Below are 16,717 nucleotides of genomic sequence, written 5' to 3'. Positions count from 1 at the left end.
TCGGTGAACAGGATCAGTTCAGCAACGCGCCCTTTGGCGGCGCCTCGGGGGCGACCACGACGTCCCCGATCCGAAGGCCTTCCGGGCCCGCCGTCACCGGCACGTGCTCGCCGTCCTTCACCGTGCCGGACAGGATCAGCTCGGCGAGCGGGTCCTGCACGTTCTTCTGGATGACGCGCTTCAGCGGACGGGCCCCATAGGCGGCGTCATAGCCCTTGTCGGCGAGCCAGTCGCGGGCGGTGGGGTCGAGCTCCAGCACGAGCTTGCGCTCGTCCAGCAGCTTCTGCAGCCGCTTCATCTGGATGTCCACGATCGCGCCCATCTGGGCCCGCTGCAGCCGATGGAACAGGATGATCTCGTCCACCCGGTTGAGGAACTCCGGCCGGAAGTGCGACCGAACCACCGACATCACCTCGCTGCGGACGGCGTCCGTGTCCTCGCCCTCCGGCTGGTTCACCAGGAACTCCGCGCCCAGGTTGGAGGTCATGATGATCAGCGTGTTGCGGAAGTCGACCGTGCGGCCCTGGCCGTCGGTGAGACGTCCGTCATCGAGCACCTGCAGCAGGACGTTGAACACGTCCGGATGCGCCTTCTCGATCTCGTCGAAGAGCACCACCTGGTAGGGCCTACGGCGGACGGCTTCCGTGAGGGCGCCGCCTTCCTCGTAGCCGACGTAGCCGGGAGGCGCGCCGATCAGGCGGGCGACCGAGTGCTTCTCCATGTACTCGGACATGTCGATCCGGACCATCGCGGTCTCGTCGTCGAACAGGAACGAGGCGAGCGCCTTGGTGAGCTCCGTCTTGCCGACGCCCGTGGGCCCCAGGAACATGAACGATCCGATCGGCCGGTTCGGATCCTGCAGCCCGGCCCGCGCGCGCCGGACGGCGGTGGCCACGGCGGCGACAGCCTCCGCCTGGCCCACGACCCGCTTGGCCAGCTGCTCCTCCATCTTGAGCAGCTTGTCCTTCTCGCCCTCGAGCATCTTGTCCACGGGGACCCCGGTCCAGCGCGACACGACCTGCGCGACGTCGTTGGCCGTGACGGCCTCGGCCACGAGCGCGGCGTTCTCGCTGTCCTCCACGTCCTTCAGCTTCTTCTCGAGGTCCGGGATCACGCCATAGGCCAGCTCGCCGGCGCGCTGGTATTCGCCGCGCCGCTGCGCGTTGGCGAGCTCGGTCCGGGCCTGCTCCAGCTGCTCCTTGAGCTTCTGGGCGCTGCCGAGCTTCTCCTTCTCGGCTTTCCATCGCGCTGTCAGGGAGGAGGACTTTTCCTCCAGCCCGGCGAGCTCGGTTTCGAGGCGGACGAGCCGGTCCCGGGAGCCCGGGTCGTTCTCCTTCTTGAGCGCCTCCTGCTCGATGCGCAGCTGCACGATGCGGCGGTCGAGCTCGTCCAGCTCCTCGGGCTTGGAGTCCACCTGCATGCGCAGGCGCGACGCCGCCTCGTCCACGAGGTCGATGGCCTTGTCGGGCAGGAAGCGGTCCGTGATGTAGCGGTTCGACAGGGTGGCGGCCGCCACGATCGCGCCGTCCGTGATGCGCACGCCGTGGTGAAGCTCGTACTTCTCCTTCAGGCCGCGCAGGATGGACACCGTGTCTTCCACGGTGGGCTCGCTGACGAACACGGGCTGGAAGCGGCGGGCCAGCGCGGCGTCCTTCTCGACGTGCTTGCGGTACTCGTCCAGCGTGGTCGCGCCGACGCAGTGCAACTCGCCGCGGGCGAGCGCGGGCTTGAGCAGGTTGGACGCGTCCATGGCCCCGTCGGCCTTGCCGGCGCCCACGAGCGTGTGCATCTCGTCGATGAACAGGATCACGCCGCCCTCGGCCGCGGTCACCTCGTTCAGCACGGCCTTCAGGCGCTCCTCGAACTCGCCCCGGTACTTCGCGCCGGCGATCAGCGCGCCCATGTCGAGGGCGAGCAGCTGCTTGTCCTTCAGGCTCTCAGGCACGTCTCCGTTGACGATGCGCAGCGCCAGGCCTTCCGCGATGGCGGTCTTGCCGACGCCCGGCTCGCCGATGAGCACGGGGTTGTTCTTGGTGCGGCGGGACAGCACCTGGATGGTGCGGCGGATCTCCTCGTCGCGGCCGATCACCGGGTCGAGCTTGCCGTCCCGGGCGGCCTGCGTGAGGTCGCGGGCGTATTTCTTCAGCGCGTCATAGGCGTTCTCCGCCGAGGCGTTGTCGGCGGTGCGGCCCTTGCGCAGCTCGTTGATCGCGGCGTTGAGGTTCTGGGCCGTGACGCCGGCGCGGGACAGGATGCGCCCCGCGTCCATGTCCTTTTCGGTGGCGATCGCGAGCAGGAGGCGCTCAACCGTGACGTAGCTGTCGCCAGCCTTCTGGGCGATCTTCTCGGCCGTGTCGAACAGGCGGACAAGGTCGCGGGTCGGCTGCGGCTGCGACGCCGCGCCCGAGACCTTGGGCATCTTGGCGAGAGCCTGCTCCACGCCCTGGAGGGCGGCCTTGGCGTCCCCGCCGGCGCGCGTCACGAGGCCGGCGGCCAGGCCCTCGTTGTCGTCGAGCAGGACCTTGAGCAGATGCTCGGGCGCGAGCTGAGGATGGCCCTCGCGCATCGCAAGAGTCTGTGCGGACTGAACGAAGCCCTTTGCGCGATCGGTGTACTTTTCGAAATCCATGTGGTCCTCCTACGGCCGCGCTTTCAATTCCGCCCCTAAGGCGCGGTCAGGCGCTCCGATCGGACGATCCCCCAGCCGAGGCGAGCGTCCGCCGGATAGATAGGTGTGGCATTTCGACAACGCTAGGGGTCCCATGAGCGGCCAACCGAACCTTGGCTCCCGAACTCACGATCGCGCCAATCTGGCCGCCATCTACCGCTATCCCGTCAAGGGCCTCTCGCCGGAGAAGCTGGAACGCGTGGCGCTCACGGTCGGCGATCCGCTGCCGCACGACCGGCGCTACGCGATCGAGAACGGCCCCTCGGGGTTCGACCCAGCCAACCCGGCGCACCTGCAGAAGATCCGCTTCATCATGCTGATGCGCAACGAGAGCCTGGCGCGGTTGGACACGCGCTTCGACCCGAAGAGCGCGACCCTGACGATCTGGGAGGGCGGCCGGCAGGTCGCAGCCGGCGATCTCTCGACCGCGCAGGGGAGGGAGGAGATCGAGGCCTTCTTCGCCGCCTTTATGCCGGGCGAGCTGCGTGGGGCTCCGAAGGTCCTGGAGGCGCCTGGCTTCAGCTTCTCGGATGTGGCCAGGCGCGTGGTTTCCATCATCAACCTGGCCAGCGTCCAGGACCTGGAGGACCGGCTCGGCAAGCCGGTCGACCCTGTGCGCTTCCGGGGCAACCTGCTGGTGACCGGCTGGCCGGCATGGTCTGAACTCGACCTGGTCGGCTCCGAACTGGAGACCACCACCGGCGCGCGCCTCAAGGTCGTGAAGCGCATCCAGCGCTGCGCGGCCACGAACGTCGACCCGGCCACTGCGGCACGCGACCTTAACATCCCGCAGACGCTCATGAGCGCCTTCGACCACATGGATTGCGGCGTCTACGCTGAGGTGATCGCCCCTGGCGAACTCCAAACCGGCGACGACATCCGGGTGATCTGAAGCGCCGCGCGCGATCGTGAGCGCACGAAGCGCGTGCGCGCCGCGGTCGCGGGCACGAGGGCTGGCGACTTTTCCGCCCCGTGCTACGTTACCGCCCTGGGGTCAACGGAGCCGCGATGAGCGAAGACGCGCCGGGCCACGCGCCCGCCTCAAACGCCGACCGCGCCCGCCTCGTCGCGGACCGGATTGGCGGGCTTGCCCGGCGGGCGGCCCTGACGCTGGCCTGGGAGCGGAGCTGGCCCTGGCTGGCCGTCGCGCTCACGGTCGCGGTCGTCTTCCTGGCCGTGTCCTGGCTGGGTCTCTGGCTCGTGGCCCCGCCCTGGGCTCGCATGCTGGGCGTCACGGTCGCGGCGCTCGCCCTTCTTGGCGCGCTCGCCGGCGCTGTCCGCGCTCCGAGGCCCAGCTGGCGTGAAGCGCTCGCCCGGCTGGATCGAGATTCGGATCTCGCCCACCGGCCGGCCACGGCGCTCACCGACGAACTCGCCATCAACACGGCCGATCCGGGCACGCGCGCGCTCTGGGAGGCGCACCGCGCGCGCATCCTCGACTCCGCCTCGCGCATCCGCGTCGGCGCTCCGTCGCCACGGCTCGCGGAGCGCGATCCCTGGGCGATCCGCTTCGGCGCGGCCCTGGCGCTGATCGGGGCCTATTTCTACGCCGGCCCCGAGCGCGAGGCGCGGCTCATGGCGGCCTTCGACTGGTCGGGCGCGTCCGCCCACGCTGCAGCTTTCCGACTCGACGGCTGGATCGACCCGCCCGGCTACACCCAGGTCCCGCCCGTTCTGCTGGACCTCAAGACGGCCGACGGCTCGGCCGCGACCCCCAAGGTGCGGGCCCCCGCCGGATCGACGCTCGTGGTCCGCGCCTCGGACGCCAGCGGCGTGACCGTGACGCCCTCGGGCGGCGTCACGCCTCCCAAGGAGACGGCTGACGCCTCCGCCGGGAAGCCCCAGCCCGCATCCAAGCCGCAGCCCGGAACCAAAGCGGGGGCCAAGGGCGGTGAGGCGAAGACAGCCGGTCTCGAGAGCCGCTGGACGGTCACCAAGGACGGGACGCTCACCGTGAAGCGCGGGTCGGCCACACTCGCGTCTATCGCGGTGACGGCCATCCCGGACACGCCGCCCGCGATCACGCTGATCGGCGAACCGGTCCCCGCGGAGCGCGGCGGACTCTCGGTCTCCTACGAGGTCAAGGACGACTACGGCGTGGTCTCGGCGGAGGCCCGCTTCGGACGCCTTGTCCGCAACGGCCAGCCTGTCGAGCCCAAGCGCCCGCCGCTGGCGCCGGCGCCCCAGGCGGCGCTCGGCCTCCCCGGCGGCGACAACCGCGAAGGCGAGGTCCGATCCACGATCGACCTGTCCGACCACCCCTGGGCGGGCGCCAGGGTCGAGATGACCCTGGTCGCCAAGGATGAGATCGGCCAGGAGGGCCACAGCGCGACCATCCAGGTCACGTTGCCGCAACGGCCCTTCACCAAGCCCCTCGCCAAGGCGCTGGTGGAGCAGCGCCGCGACCTGATCATGGATCCGGGCAGCCGCAAGCGCGTCCAGGAGTCCCTGCTTGACCTGCTGATCGCTCCGGAGATCTTCACGCCGGACGCGTCGATCTACCTGGGGCTGCGCACGGCCTCGAATCGGCTCCGGATGTCCAAGACCGACGGCGAGATGATCGCGGTCGCCGATCTGCTGTGGGAGATGGCGCTGCAGATCGAGGACGGCGACCTGAGCGACGCCGAGAAGGCCTTGCGGCAGGCCCAGGAGAACCTGAAAAACGCGCTCGACCGCGGCGCCACGGAAGATAAGCTCAAGCGCCTCACGCAGGACTTGCGGCAGGCGTTGGACCGCTATCTCCGCGAGTACGCCGAGCAGATGCTCAAGAACCGGGATCCCAACCAGCAGCAGAGCCGGATGGACCCGAACACCCGCATACTGACGCCGCGCGATCTCAAGAACATGCTCGACCGCATGGAGGAGATGGCGCGCAAGGGCGACACAGAGAGCGCCCAGCGCATGCTGGAGCAGCTCAAGAACATCCTGAACAACCTCAAGACGGCCCGGCCCGGCCAACGCCAGATGGACCAGGGTCAGCAGCAGATGGAGCAGGCCCTCGACGAACTCGACAAGATGACCCGCGACCAGCAGGAGTTGCGGGACAAGACCTTCCGCGAAGGCCAGCGCCAGCGCCAGATGGGCCGCGACGGACAGCAGCGCCAGCAGGGGCAGCAGCAATCCCAGAGAGGCCAACGCGGACAACGCGGCCAGCAGGGCCAGCAAGGCCAGCAGCAGGGCGAGCCTGGCGATGGCCCCGAAGGCGACCAGATGGGCCAAGGGGAGGGAGATCAGCAGGGCATGCAGGGCCTGGGGCAGCGCCAGCAGGCCTTGCGGGAGCGTCTGCGCGAACTGCAGCGCCAGATGCGCGAGAACGGCATGAGCGGCGAGCAGGGGCTCTCGGACGCTGAGGACGCCATGCGAGAGGCCGAAGGCGCCCTGGGCCGTGGCGAGGACAGCCAGGCTGTCGAGCAGCAGGGGCGCGCCCTGGAAGGCCTCAGGCGCGGAGCGCAGGGCCTTGCGCAGCAGATGCAGCAGGGCGATGGGAACCAGCAGGCGGAAGGCGATCCCAACGGTCCCGGCCAGCCTGGAAACCGCAGGTCCCAGGCCTCCGAGCCGAACGATGACCCGCTCGGGCGGCCGACGCCGACCACCGAGGCGGGGGATCGCTCCAAGTTCCGCCGCGGCGGCAAGGGCGGCACCCTCGAGCAGCGGGCCCGCGAGGTCATGGACGAACTGCGACGCCGCCTCGGCGACCCGAACCGGCCCCAGGAGGAACTCGATTACCTGCAGCGGCTGCTCCCGGTGAACTGACAGGCTTGGCGGCAAGTCGTCGCGCTTGGCGCAGGGCGCAGGGCGGTCTAGAGCAGGAGCCCTCGCCAAAGCGTTTCATCGCCTCAGGAGGCTTCCTTGGCCGCACTTTTCAACAACGCCGTTCCGATCGCGATGGGCGGCGTCGTGCTCGTCCTGCTCATGGGGTTCGTCAACATGTTCCGTGGGGGAAGCCCTAATCGGTCCCAGAACCTGATGCGTTGGCGGGTTGGCCTCCAATTCTTGACCATTGTTTTGGTTCTTCTCGCCATCTGGGCGAGGGGTTGAAGTTTCCCTGGGACTGTTGCTTCATTGTTGTTGCGAAGGGCGCGACTCGCGCCGAAGATCCGTCAAATCGGTGTCGCGTTCCTCCGATGTTCACCCTTCATTAACCACGCGAATGCTCCTGCTGATTGCAGGGGAGGCCACATGCGCCAGTTTTGTCCGCTCGTCCTTGCGTTCGCCGTGCTGTCCGGGGCAGGGGCCCGCGCGGCGGACCTTTTCGGGCCGGCGCCTGTCCCGGTCGCGCAACCTGCGCCATTCATCTCCGAGTTCCGGCTTGGCGGCTTCGCGCACGACCCCTGGAGCCCGGAGAGCGGCAGCGTAGACGTGAACGCCGAGGTGCTGTTCGCCAAGCCATTCACGCTGTCGACGCCACTGGCCAACGCCTTCGTTCCGCGTCCGCACATCGGCGCCACGATCAACACCCAGGGAGACACGAGCGTCGCCTACGCGGGCTTGTCCTGGACGTTTGACTTCACCAGCCGGGTCTTTTTCGAAGGCACGCTCGGCGGCGCTCTGAACAACGGAACGGCGGGACCGGTCACGCCCGTAGGGCGCTCCGCCATGGGCTGCCATGCGAGCTTTCGGGAGTCCGCGTCCCTGGGCTTCAGGCTGACGGAGGCTATCAGCCTCATGGGAACGGTGGAGCACATGTCCAACGCGGGCATCTGCAGCGACAACCGCGGCCTCACCAACGTCGGAATGCGGCTGGGCTACAGCTTCTGAGAGACTATAAAGCACCGGACAGGCGACCCGCTGAGGAGGTCCGGTGATGGTTCGGCTCAACAAGATCTACACGCGCACCGGCGACGATGGCACGACCGGGCTAGGCACCGGCGAGCGCGTGCCCAAATACAGCCTGCGCGTCGAGGCGTACGGCACGGTGGACGAGACCAACGCGGCCATCGGCCTTGCGCGGCTCCACACTGGGGGCGCCCACCCACTCGTGGACGAGATGCTGGGGCGCATCCAGAACGATCTCTTCGACCTCGGCGCCGACCTCTGCGCTCCCGACACAGGGAAACCGCTCGGCTATGAGCCGCTGCGCATCATCGATGCGCAGGTCGTGCGAATCGAGGGCGAGATCGATCAGCTGAACGCGGAACTCGCGCCGCTGCGCACCTTCGTGCTGCCGGGAGGTTCGCCGGCCGCGGCGGCCCTGCATCTCGCGCGCACGATCTGCCGGCGCGCCGAGCGCCTGATCGTGCACCTTTCCCAGACGCCCGGCGAGATCGTCGGCGGGCCGGCGCTGCGCTACGTCAACCGGCTGTCGGACTTCCTGTTCGTGGCGTCGAGGTTCGTGAACGACAAGGGCGCCGGCGACGTGCTCTGGGTGCCCGGCAAGAACCGTTAGCCCATGTTCCTTCCGCTGCGCGACCAGGTCCCGCTCCGGCGTCTCAAGGCGGCGCATGTCACGCGCCTGATCCTGGCCGTGACCACCCTGGTCTGGCTGGCGACCTGGATCGGCCTGATTCCGGGTGGGGTGGACATGGCGGCGCTGGAGGGCGGCGTCATCCCTGCCGTGCTCTGGGGTCATGCGGTTCTGCCGCCGGGCCTGGATGCGATCCCGCCGCCCCTCACCCTGCTCACCACCATATTCCTGCACGGGGGCTTCCTGCACCTCGCGGGCAACATGCTGTTCCTGCAGGTCTTCGGCGACAACGTCGAGGACTCGATGGGGCACGGCGCCTTCGTGGGGTTCTACCTGGCCTGCGGAGCCAGCGGGGCGCTGCTGCATGCCTTCATGAACCCGGCCAGCGAACAGCCCCTGATCGGCGCCTCCGGCGCGGTCGCGGGGGTGATCGCGGCCTACCTCGTTTTGCATCCCCGCGCGCAGATCTGGGGGCTCATGCTCAACCTGATTCCCATGCGAATCCCGGCCGCGTGGATGCTCGGTCTCTGGATCGTGGTGCAGGTCTTCCATGCGTTCACCGGGGAAGAGTCGTCCACGGCGTGGTGGGCCCACGTGGGCGGCTTCTGCGCGGGCCTGGTCCTCATCCAGGCGCTGCGGCGCAGGCCCGCAAGGGCGAATGACTCGTCCCGTGAGGGCCCCTCGGCCGGTCCCTGGAGCACATGACTACTGCGAAGGAACGGGTCCGGATGGGCCGCTCGTCGCGTTGACGAGCTTTCGGGCCGCCATTACGGTCCCCGCCTGATCACGGTCGGCCCTGCCGGGCTGATGGTCGCGCCTGCGCAAGCCGCTGCGGACGGGATCGCCATGATCGGCCGCGATTTTTCTGGATGGACGGGATGCGCCTTGCGCTCCCCGGAGGAGAGACGATGAAGATCCTCGTGCCCGTGAAGCGGGTGGTCGACTACAACGTCAAGATCCGCGTCAAGGCGGACGGGTCGGGCGTTGAACTCGCCAACGTGAAGATGTCGATGAACCCCTTCGACGAAATCGCGGTCGAGGAGGCTCTGCGTCTCAAGGAAGCCGGCAAGGCGACCGAAGTGGTCGTGGTTTCGATCGGTCCGGCCCAGGCGGCCGAGACGATCCGCACGGGCCTCGCCATGGGCGCCGACCGCGGCGTCCTGGTGAAGGTGGATGGGACCACCGAGCCGCTCGCCGTCGCCAAGATCCTGAAGGGTGTGGTCGAGGCCGAGCAGCCCGGCCTCGTGATCCTGGGCAAGCAGGCCATCGACGACGACTGCAACCAGACCGGACAGATGCTCGCCGCCCTTCTGGGCTGGGCCCAGGGCACCTTCGCCTCCAAGGTCGACCTCGGAGCCGAGACGGTCACCGTCACCCGCGAGATTGATGGCGGTCTGCAGACGGTCGATCTGAAGCTGCCGGCGATCGTGACCACGGACCTTCGCCTCAACGAGCCGCGCTACGCCTCGTTGCCCAACATCATGAAGGCCAAGAAGAAGCCGATCGACGAGAAGTCCGCCGCCGATTTCGGCGTCGACGTCGCGCCGCGGCTGAAGGTGCTCAACACCGCCGAACCGCCGGGCCGCAAGGCGGGCGTGAAGGTCGCCTCCGTCGAAGAACTCGTCGCCAAGCTCAAGAACGAAGCGGGTGTGATCTGATGCCGACCCTGCTCCTCGCCGACCACGACAACGCCACCCTCAAGGACGTCACCGCCAAGGCGCTGACAGCAGCCAAGGCCCTGGGCGGCCCGGTCCATGTCCTCGTCGCCGGCTCCGGCGCCCAGGCTGCGGCGGACGCCGCAGCCAAGCTCGAGGGCGTCGAGAAGGTGCTGCTCGCCGACGCGCCGGCCTACGCCAACGCCATGGCCGAGCCGCTGGCGGCGCTGGTCGTGAGCCTCGCCGGCTCCTACGACGCCATCGTGGGGTCCTCGACCTCGGCGGCCAAGAACGTGATGCCGCGCGTCGCCGCGCTGCTCGACGTCATGCAGGTGTCCGACGTGACCAAGGTCGTGTCGGCCGACACCTTCGAGCGTCCGATCTACGCCGGCAACGCCATCCAGACCGTTCAGGCGACCGACGCCAAGAAGGTGCTGACGGTGCGCACGGCCTCGTTCCAGGCCGCCGGCCAGGGCGGCTCGGCCTCCGTCGAGGCGGTTTCCGCGGCGTCCGATCCCGGCGTGTCGACCTTCAAGGGCGAGAGCCTGTCGAAGTCGGACCGCCCGGAGCTGACCTCCGCCAAGATCATCATCTCGGGCGGCCGCGCCATGCAGAACGCCGAGAACTTCAAGACCTACATCGAGCCCATCGCCGACAAGCTCGGCGCCGCCATGGGCGCCTCGCGCGCCGCCGTGGACGCCGGCTACGCCCCGAACGACTGGCAGGTCGGCCAGACCGGCAAGGTGGTGGCTCCGGACCTCTACATCGCCGTGGGCATCTCCGGCGCCATCCAGCACCTCGCCGGCATGAAGGACTCGAAGGTCATCGTCGCCATCAACAAGGACGAGGAGGCCCCGATCTTCCAGGTGGCCGACTACGGACTGGTTGGAGACCTGTTCCAGGTCCTGCCGGAGCTGGACAAGGCCCTGGCCAAGTAATCGGTTGAAAAAGGGACCGCGCGCCCCAGGCTTTTCGCTTGCGGCGTGCGTCCGTCATAGACCATTGTCCGCCTCCATCCTGGAGCGGGTTGGTCTAGGATGGGGCCCGGCCGCGAGGGCGGGTTTCGCAGGATAGAGGACGGCCACGGCCGCACAGCAGTCATGTCGCTCGAAATTCGCAAGGTGGGCATCATCGGCGCCGGCCAAATGGGCAACGGCATCGCCCAGGTCTGCGCGCAGGCCGGCATCGACGTCATGCTGAACGACCTGAGCGAGGACCGCATCCAGGCAGGCGTGGCCGCCATCGAGGGGAACCTCTCCAAGCTGGTGCAAAAAGGCTCGATGGACGAGGCGGACCGCCGCAAGGCGCTGCAGCGGGTCCAGCCGGCCCCCAGCTACGCCGATTTCGCCTCCTGCGATATCGTCATCGAGGCTGCGACCGAGAACGAGGAGGTGAAGCGCAAGATCTTCACCCAGCTCTGCCCCTCGCTGAAGCCGGACGCCATGGTGGCGTCGAACACGTCCTCGATCTCGATCACCCGGCTGGCGTCCGTGACGGACCGCCCCGAGCGCTTCATCGGCATTCATTTCATGAATCCGGTGCCCCGCATGCAGCTCGTGGAGTTGATCCGCGGCATTGCGACGGAGGATCCGACCTTCGAAGCCGCCAAGGCCTTCATCGATCGCCTGGGCAAGACCGTGACGGTCGCGGAGGATTTCCCGGCCTTCATCGTCAACCGTATCCTGCTGCCGATGATCAACGAGGCGATCTACACACTCTACGAGGGCGTGGGCTCGGTCGACGCGATCGATACGGCCATGCGGCTCGGCGCCAACCATCCGATGGGCCCGCTGCAGCTGGCCGACTTCATCGGCCTCGACACCTGCCTGTCCGTGATGCAGGTGCTCCATGAGGGTCTGGCCGACTCGAAGTATCGTCCCTGCCCGCTGCTCGTGAAATACGTCGAGGCCGGCTGGCTGGGCCGCAAGACCCGCCGCGGCTTCTACGACTACCGCGGCGAGAAGCCGATGCCGACCCGCTGAGTGCGGCGCCGGACTCCGGCCATGCGTTGAAGGCGAACGATTCTCTTAAGCGAAGCCTAACGCCTGCGGCGTAGGGTTTTCGACATGACGACCCTCAGCCCCGTCGACCCGCTGTCCAGCATCATCACCTTGCAGCAGGACGCGATCCAGCAGCGGGCGACGATTGCGGTCATGAAGCAGCAAAACAAGGCCGAGCAGGAGCTCGTGTCGATGCTGGATACCGCCGCCCAGGCCGTGGAGGCCGCTCCTGCGCCGGGAACCGGAACCCGCGTCGACGTCCGCGCCTGAGAGCGACGGCGCGACCGGACGCCACGCGTGCGCCGCAGCGACTTCACAAGAACGTCACGACAAGCATAGACTGTTCTCTGGAGCGGAGTCGCATCCGCTTCGGGAAGCAGGAGGCGGTTGCGGTGACGGTTCACGTTCACCAGCCCCACGTGCATCAACCGGTGTCGCCGGAGGCCTGTCCGGCGCTGGTGCTCAATGCGGACTACAGACCGCTGAGCTACTACCCCTTGTCGCTCTGGTGTTGGCAGGATGCGATCAAGGCGGTGTTCCTGGACCGGGTGAACATCGTATCGCGCTACGACAAGACGGTCCGAAGTCCGAACTTCGAAATCCAGCTTCCTTCGGTCGTTTGCCTCAAGACCTACGTCAAGCCGTCTCGGCATCCAGCCTTTACCCGCTTCAACGTCTTTCTGCGCGACCGCTTCACGTGCCAGTATTGCGGCTCCCGTGAAGACCTCACCTTCGATCACGTCATCCCCCGCTCCAAGGGCGGCCAGACGACCTGGGAAAACGTGGTCGCCGCTTGCTCCCCGTGCAATCTGCGGAAGGGCGACAGACTGCCCCGCCAGGTGGGCATGATCCCCATGCAGGCCCCCTTCGCGCCCTCCGTGAACGACCTCCACCAGAACGGCCGGCTCTTCCCGCCGAACTACCTGCACGAGAGCTGGATGGACTACCTGTACTGGGATTCCGAGCTCGAACCGTAGCTTGCAAGCCGATCGTGTCGGTCGCCTTCAGATCAGGACCATGAGCAACAGCGGAATGGTCGCCACCGCGGCGAGCGTGGACACGACCACGACGCCGGCGACCTCCTCCGGCTGGTTGTTCCAGCGCAGCGCGAAGAGATAGTTGTAGACGGCCACCGGGTTCGCCGCCTGAAGAACCAGCACGGCCCGCATGGGGCCCGTCAGCCCGAAGGCCGCCGCCACCCCGAATCCCACGGCGGCCCCGACCCCGATGCGGACGGATGCGATAAACGCAGCCCGGCGAGCCGAAGCGACTCCGAGGCCGCTGATCGAGGCGCCCAGCAGCAGCAGCATCAGCGGGACCGTCAGGCTGCCGAGCAGATTGAGGGTCGCGCCGAGCCAGCGCGGCAGCTCTACCGATAACAGAGACAGGCCGACCCCGATCGCCGTCGCGTACATGATCGGGAGTCTGGCGAGCCCGCCCCAGTTCGCGGCCCCGGCCGCAATGGCCTGCCCGAAGGTGTAGTTCGCCACGGAGGAAATGGAGAAGAACACGATCGCGTAGCCGAGGCCCGTGTCGCCGAAAGCGTAGAGCGCGACCGGGAGGCCAAGATTTCCCGCGTTCGGAAAGGCGATGGAAGGCAGAAAGGTCCGGAGCGGCAGCCGCGCGATTTTGAGGACGATGGCCCCGGCGGTCGCGAACAGGACGATGCAGGACGCCGCGGCGGTCGCCATGGCGGAGAAGTCAGCGGGCGAGACGTGCGTCTTCTGGAACGTGCTGATGACCAGGCACGGTGTAGCGACGTCGCCGATCAGGGCCGTGAGATCCGGGCTCTGGAGCTTGCGCCCAGAGCGCGCCCAGCAGAAACCGACGAGCACCGTCAGGAGCACCGGCAGGATGATGGAGAGGATCACGCCGGCCATGCCGCGCCCACCTGGAGCATCCTCGGGTCCGGCATCAAAGGGCCGGCCGCGTTTCCGTCCGACGGGCGCGGATCTGCCCGAGGATTGGCAGCGCCAGGAAGACGAATCCGATCCCCATGAGCGTCGTCACCAGGCCGTTGCTGAAGAAGACGCCCAGCGAGCCCTTCGAGATCAGCATCGACTGCCGGAAAGCGTCCTCGGCCTTGTCCCCGATCACCATGGCGAGCACGAGGGGCGCGAGCGGGTAGTGCAGCTTCTTGAACAGGTAGCCGAGCACGCCGAAGCCCATCATCAGCACCACGTCCAGGTAGGAGTTGGAAACTGAATACGCTCCCACCGTGATGACGATCAGGATCAGCGGGGTGATGATGTAGAAGGGGATGCGCATCATCGCGGCGAAGATCGGCACTGTCAGCAGCACCAGCGCGAGCGCGACGACATTGCCGAGATACATGCTCGCGATCAGGCCCCACACGAAGTCCTTCTGCTCGATGAACAGCATGGGGCCGGGGTTCAGGCCCCAGATCATCAGGCCGCCCATCATCACGGCCGCGGTGGCTGACCCGGGAATGCCGAGGGCCAGCATCGGCAGCAGCGCGCTCGTACCCGCCGCGTGATCGGCCGTCTCCGGAGCCACGATTCCCTCCTGCTCGCCGCGCCCGAAATTCGCCCGGCGTGGGGAGAAGCGCTTGGCCACGCCGTAGCTCATGAAGGAGGCTGCGGTCGGCCCTCCGGGGGTGATCCCCATCCAGCATCCGATGGCCGCGCTGCGCAGCAGCGCCCAGCCGTGGCGCGGCAGGCCCGCCAGGGTGCGAAACACTTCGCGCCACTCGACCTTGGAAGCGACGCCCTTGATGGATGCGGACTCGTCCTCCACGGCGAGCAAGAGTTCGCCGATGCCGAAGAGGCCCATCACGGCGACGACGAAGCTGACGCCCTTCACCAGTTCGTCCACGCCCATCGTCAGGCGCACGCTTCCGGACACGGTGTCCATGCCCACCGCCGCCAGGGCGAAGCCAATGGACAGCGACACCAGCGTCTTGGCGGGCGGGCTTCCGCCCATGCCGATGAAGCTGGCGAAGGCCAGGAAATACACCGCGAAGTATTCCGCCGGGCCGAACTGCAGCGCCGCCTTGGCGACCCAGCTGGCGAGCAGCGTGATCAGGACGACTCCGACCAGCGCCCCGAAGGCCGCGGAGCCGAAGGCTGTCGCGAGCGCCTTGGTGGGATGTCCGTCCCGGGCCATCGGGTAGCCGTCGAAGGTGGTCGCCACGGACGACGGTTCGCCCGGGATGTTGAACAGGATGGAGGTGACGGATCCGCCGAAGAGCGCCCCCCAGTACATGCTCGACAGGAGGATGATGGCGGACACCGGCTGCATGCCGAAGGTCAGCGGCAGCAGCAGCGACACGCCGTTTGGCGCTCCCAGGCCCGGCAGCACGCCGACCAGGATGCCGAGCAGCACGCCGACCAGCATCAGTCCGATGTGCTGCACCGTGAGCGCGACCTCGAAGCCGTGCATCAGTTCGGAGATGTTTTCCACGGGCGATGTCCTGGGATGGGCGGCGACGCCGAGCTCAGAAGCCGATGGCGGCGCCGAGCCAGCCATGCGGCAGGAGGACCTGGAAGGTCTGTTCGAACACGAAGTAGAGGGAGACCATCGCGACGATCGCGATCAGCCAGGCCTTGGCCCAGCCCATGCCGTGCTGGACGCGCAGCGACCAGAGCAGGTAGGCGACCCCGGCGACATAGATCCCGATGAAGGGGATCAGCGCCACGAAGGCCAGCGCGGGGAGGAAAAGGCCCGCGGCCCGGCGCAACTCCCCGCGGCTGGCCAGGATCGGATTCGGCCCGATCCAGGCCTGGGCGAGGTTGTACAGGCTGCCCGCCAGCACCAGCGCTCCGGCCAGCATCGGGAAGGTCCCGGACTGGACTTCGCCCTGGGTCCAGCCGCTTCCAACGTCGTAGCTCGAAACCACGATCGCCAGGCCAAAGGCGAGGGTGATGCCGCTGGTCAGAATCTCGAAATGACGCCGGGTCAACATCGTGTGGCCTCCGCGGAGGGCGGCGACCGCGTCGCCGCCCCGTTCGGGTCAGTTGCTGACGAGCCAGCCCTGCTCGGCGGCGACCTTCTTGTTGCGCTCGAAGTCCTCGTTCATGAAGGCCTTGAACGCGTCGCCCGTCACGAACTCGCTCGTTTGCGAGCTCCGCTCGATGTATTCCTTCCACTCGGGAGTCTGCTGCACCTTCTTGAGCAGGTCGACGTAATAGGCGACCTGTTCAGGCGTCACGCCGCCGGGCAGCCAGATCGTGCGGGGCTGGTTGTAGAGCGGCACGTTGAGCCCGCTCTCCACGCAGGTCGGGATGTCGTGCCAGCTCTCTGTCGCCGTGATCTTCGGTCCTTCGGGCAGGCGCTTCGAATTGAACACGCACAGCGGGCGCTGGGTCCCGCCGCGCCATTGGCCGATGCTCTCGGAGGGGTTGTTGACGTGGGACGTCACATGCCCGCCGGCGAGTTGCACGGCCGCCTCGCTGCCGCTCTTGAAGGGCACATAGGTGAGCTTGATCCCCGCCGCCTTCTCGATCATGCGGGTCAAGGTCTCGTCCGTGTCCTTGGACTGGGCGCCGGCCATCTTGAAGTCGCCGGACTTGGCCGCCTCCACATAGTCCTTGGCGGTCTTGAACGGCGCGTCCTGCTTCACCCAGAGCAGGAATTCATCCGAGGCTACCGCAGCGATGGGCGTGAGGTCCGTATGCTTGAACGAGACCTTGGAGACGAGCGGCTGGGTCCAGGCGTTCGAAGTCCCGAAGATCACCTTGTAGGGGTCGCCGGACTGGGACTTGCCATACACATACCCTTCGGCGCCGCTGCCCCCGCCTTTGTTCGAAACCACGATGGGCTGGTCGAGCAGCTTGTTCTTCGTGATGGCGCTTTGGACCACCCGGGCCAGGTTGTCCGTTCCGCCGCCGGGTCCGGCGGTGGCGATGAACTCGATCGGCTTCGTGGGCTCCCAGGCATAGGCCTGGACCCAGCCCGTTCCGATCAGGGCGGCCCCAGCGAGCAGCGTGGCTCGCACCAGTGACGTCGACATCGGCATTCTCCTCCAGCG

General features: G+C 67.7%; 16 protein-coding genes. 11 read left to right on the top strand and 5 right to left on the bottom strand.

Annotated features, from left to right (window positions below; translation table 11 throughout):
- Positions 1-13: 13 nt before the first annotated feature.
- Positions 14-2,629 carry an ATP-dependent chaperone ClpB gene (gene clpB / locus SLNSH_RS11320; RefSeq protein ID WP_106337091.1) on the bottom strand — a complete coding sequence of 872 codons (2,616 nt, stop codon included), beginning with the start codon at positions 2,627-2,629 and terminating at the stop codon, positions 14-16.
- Between the two features lie 133 nt (positions 2,630-2,762).
- Between clpB and SLNSH_RS11315 the strand changes: the two genes are divergently transcribed.
- The 11 genes from SLNSH_RS11315 to SLNSH_RS11265 all read left to right on the top strand — a co-directional run bounded on the left by SLNSH_RS11315 (position 2,763) and on the right by SLNSH_RS11265 (position 12,704).
- Positions 2,763-3,560: an MOSC domain-containing protein gene (locus SLNSH_RS11315; RefSeq protein WP_106337090.1), complete on the top strand. Its 798-nt coding sequence runs from the start codon at positions 2,763-2,765 to the stop codon at positions 3,558-3,560.
- A gap of 116 nt (positions 3,561-3,676) precedes the next feature.
- A complete protein-coding gene (locus tag SLNSH_RS11310; protein ID WP_106337088.1) occupies positions 3,677-6,421 on the top strand; it encodes a TIGR02302 family protein in 2,745 nt (914 codons plus the stop codon).
- 96 nt (positions 6,422-6,517) lie between these two features.
- On the top strand, positions 6,518-6,706 hold the full coding sequence (locus tag SLNSH_RS11305) for a twin transmembrane helix small protein (RefSeq protein WP_280954468.1): 189 nt from the start codon (positions 6,518-6,520) through the stop codon (positions 6,704-6,706).
- A 141-nt stretch (positions 6,707-6,847) separates the two neighbouring features.
- Positions 6,848-7,426: an acyloxyacyl hydrolase gene (locus SLNSH_RS11300; protein ID WP_106337087.1), complete on the top strand. Its 579-nt coding sequence runs from the start codon at positions 6,848-6,850 to the stop codon at positions 7,424-7,426.
- A 46-nt stretch (positions 7,427-7,472) separates the two neighbouring features.
- Entirely contained in the window at positions 7,473-8,054 is a 582-nt protein-coding gene (locus SLNSH_RS11295; protein ID WP_106337085.1) for a cob(I)yrinic acid a,c-diamide adenosyltransferase, read from the top strand.
- 3 nt (positions 8,055-8,057) lie between these two features.
- Positions 8,058-8,777 (top strand): rhomboid family intramembrane serine protease, encoded by a 720-nt coding sequence (locus SLNSH_RS11290; protein ID WP_106337084.1) that lies wholly within the window; start codon positions 8,058-8,060, stop codon positions 8,775-8,777.
- Between the two features lie 203 nt (positions 8,778-8,980).
- Positions 8,981-9,730 carry an electron transfer flavoprotein subunit beta/FixA family protein gene (locus SLNSH_RS11285; protein ID WP_106337082.1) on the top strand — a complete coding sequence of 250 codons (750 nt, stop codon included), beginning with the start codon at positions 8,981-8,983 and terminating at the stop codon, positions 9,728-9,730.
- Positions 9,730-10,665 (top strand): electron transfer flavoprotein subunit alpha/FixB family protein, encoded by a 936-nt coding sequence (locus tag SLNSH_RS11280; RefSeq protein WP_106337080.1) that lies wholly within the window; start codon positions 9,730-9,732, stop codon positions 10,663-10,665. Before SLNSH_RS11285 ends, SLNSH_RS11280 begins: the two co-directional genes overlap by 1 nt.
- A gap of 162 nt (positions 10,666-10,827) precedes the next feature.
- Positions 10,828-11,709 carry a 3-hydroxybutyryl-CoA dehydrogenase gene (locus tag SLNSH_RS11275; protein ID WP_106337079.1) on the top strand — a complete coding sequence of 294 codons (882 nt, stop codon included), beginning with the start codon at positions 10,828-10,830 and terminating at the stop codon, positions 11,707-11,709.
- Between the two features lie 84 nt (positions 11,710-11,793).
- The gene (locus SLNSH_RS11270) at positions 11,794-11,997 is read left to right on the top strand and encodes a hypothetical protein (RefSeq protein ID WP_106337077.1); all 204 of its coding nucleotides are present in this window, start codon (positions 11,794-11,796) and stop codon (positions 11,995-11,997) included.
- Positions 11,998-12,146: 149 nt separating this feature from the next.
- Complete coding sequence (locus tag SLNSH_RS11265; RefSeq protein WP_106337141.1) at positions 12,147-12,704, top strand: HNH endonuclease; 558 nt, start codon at positions 12,147-12,149, stop codon at positions 12,702-12,704.
- A 27-nt stretch (positions 12,705-12,731) separates the two neighbouring features.
- On the opposite strand, the gene SLNSH_RS11260 is transcribed toward SLNSH_RS11265, so the two are convergent.
- The 4 genes from SLNSH_RS11260 to SLNSH_RS11245 are packed head-to-tail and all read right to left on the bottom strand — an operon-like array spanning position 12,732 to position 16,699.
- Positions 12,732-13,607, bottom strand: coding sequence for an AEC family transporter (locus tag SLNSH_RS11260; protein ID WP_106337075.1), 876 nt, complete (start codon positions 13,605-13,607; stop codon positions 12,732-12,734).
- Positions 13,608-13,641: 34 nt separating this feature from the next.
- Positions 13,642-15,150 (bottom strand): tripartite tricarboxylate transporter permease, encoded by a 1,509-nt coding sequence (locus SLNSH_RS11255; RefSeq protein ID WP_106337073.1) that lies wholly within the window; start codon positions 15,148-15,150, stop codon positions 13,642-13,644.
- A 34-nt stretch (positions 15,151-15,184) separates the two neighbouring features.
- A complete protein-coding gene (locus SLNSH_RS11250) occupies positions 15,185-15,652 on the bottom strand; it encodes a tripartite tricarboxylate transporter TctB family protein (RefSeq protein WP_106337071.1) in 468 nt (155 codons plus the stop codon).
- 48 nt (positions 15,653-15,700) lie between these two features.
- Positions 15,701-16,699 (bottom strand): tripartite tricarboxylate transporter substrate binding protein, encoded by a 999-nt coding sequence (locus SLNSH_RS11245; RefSeq protein ID WP_196240240.1) that lies wholly within the window; start codon positions 16,697-16,699, stop codon positions 15,701-15,703.
- Positions 16,700-16,717: the final 18 nt, after the last annotated feature.

Origin of the sequence: Alsobacter soli, from assembly GCF_003004785.1 — a bacterium.
GTDB classification, from domain to species: domain Bacteria; phylum Pseudomonadota; class Alphaproteobacteria; order Rhizobiales; family Beijerinckiaceae; genus Alsobacter; species Alsobacter soli.
This window is presented reverse-complemented; position numbering and strand designations above follow the sequence as displayed.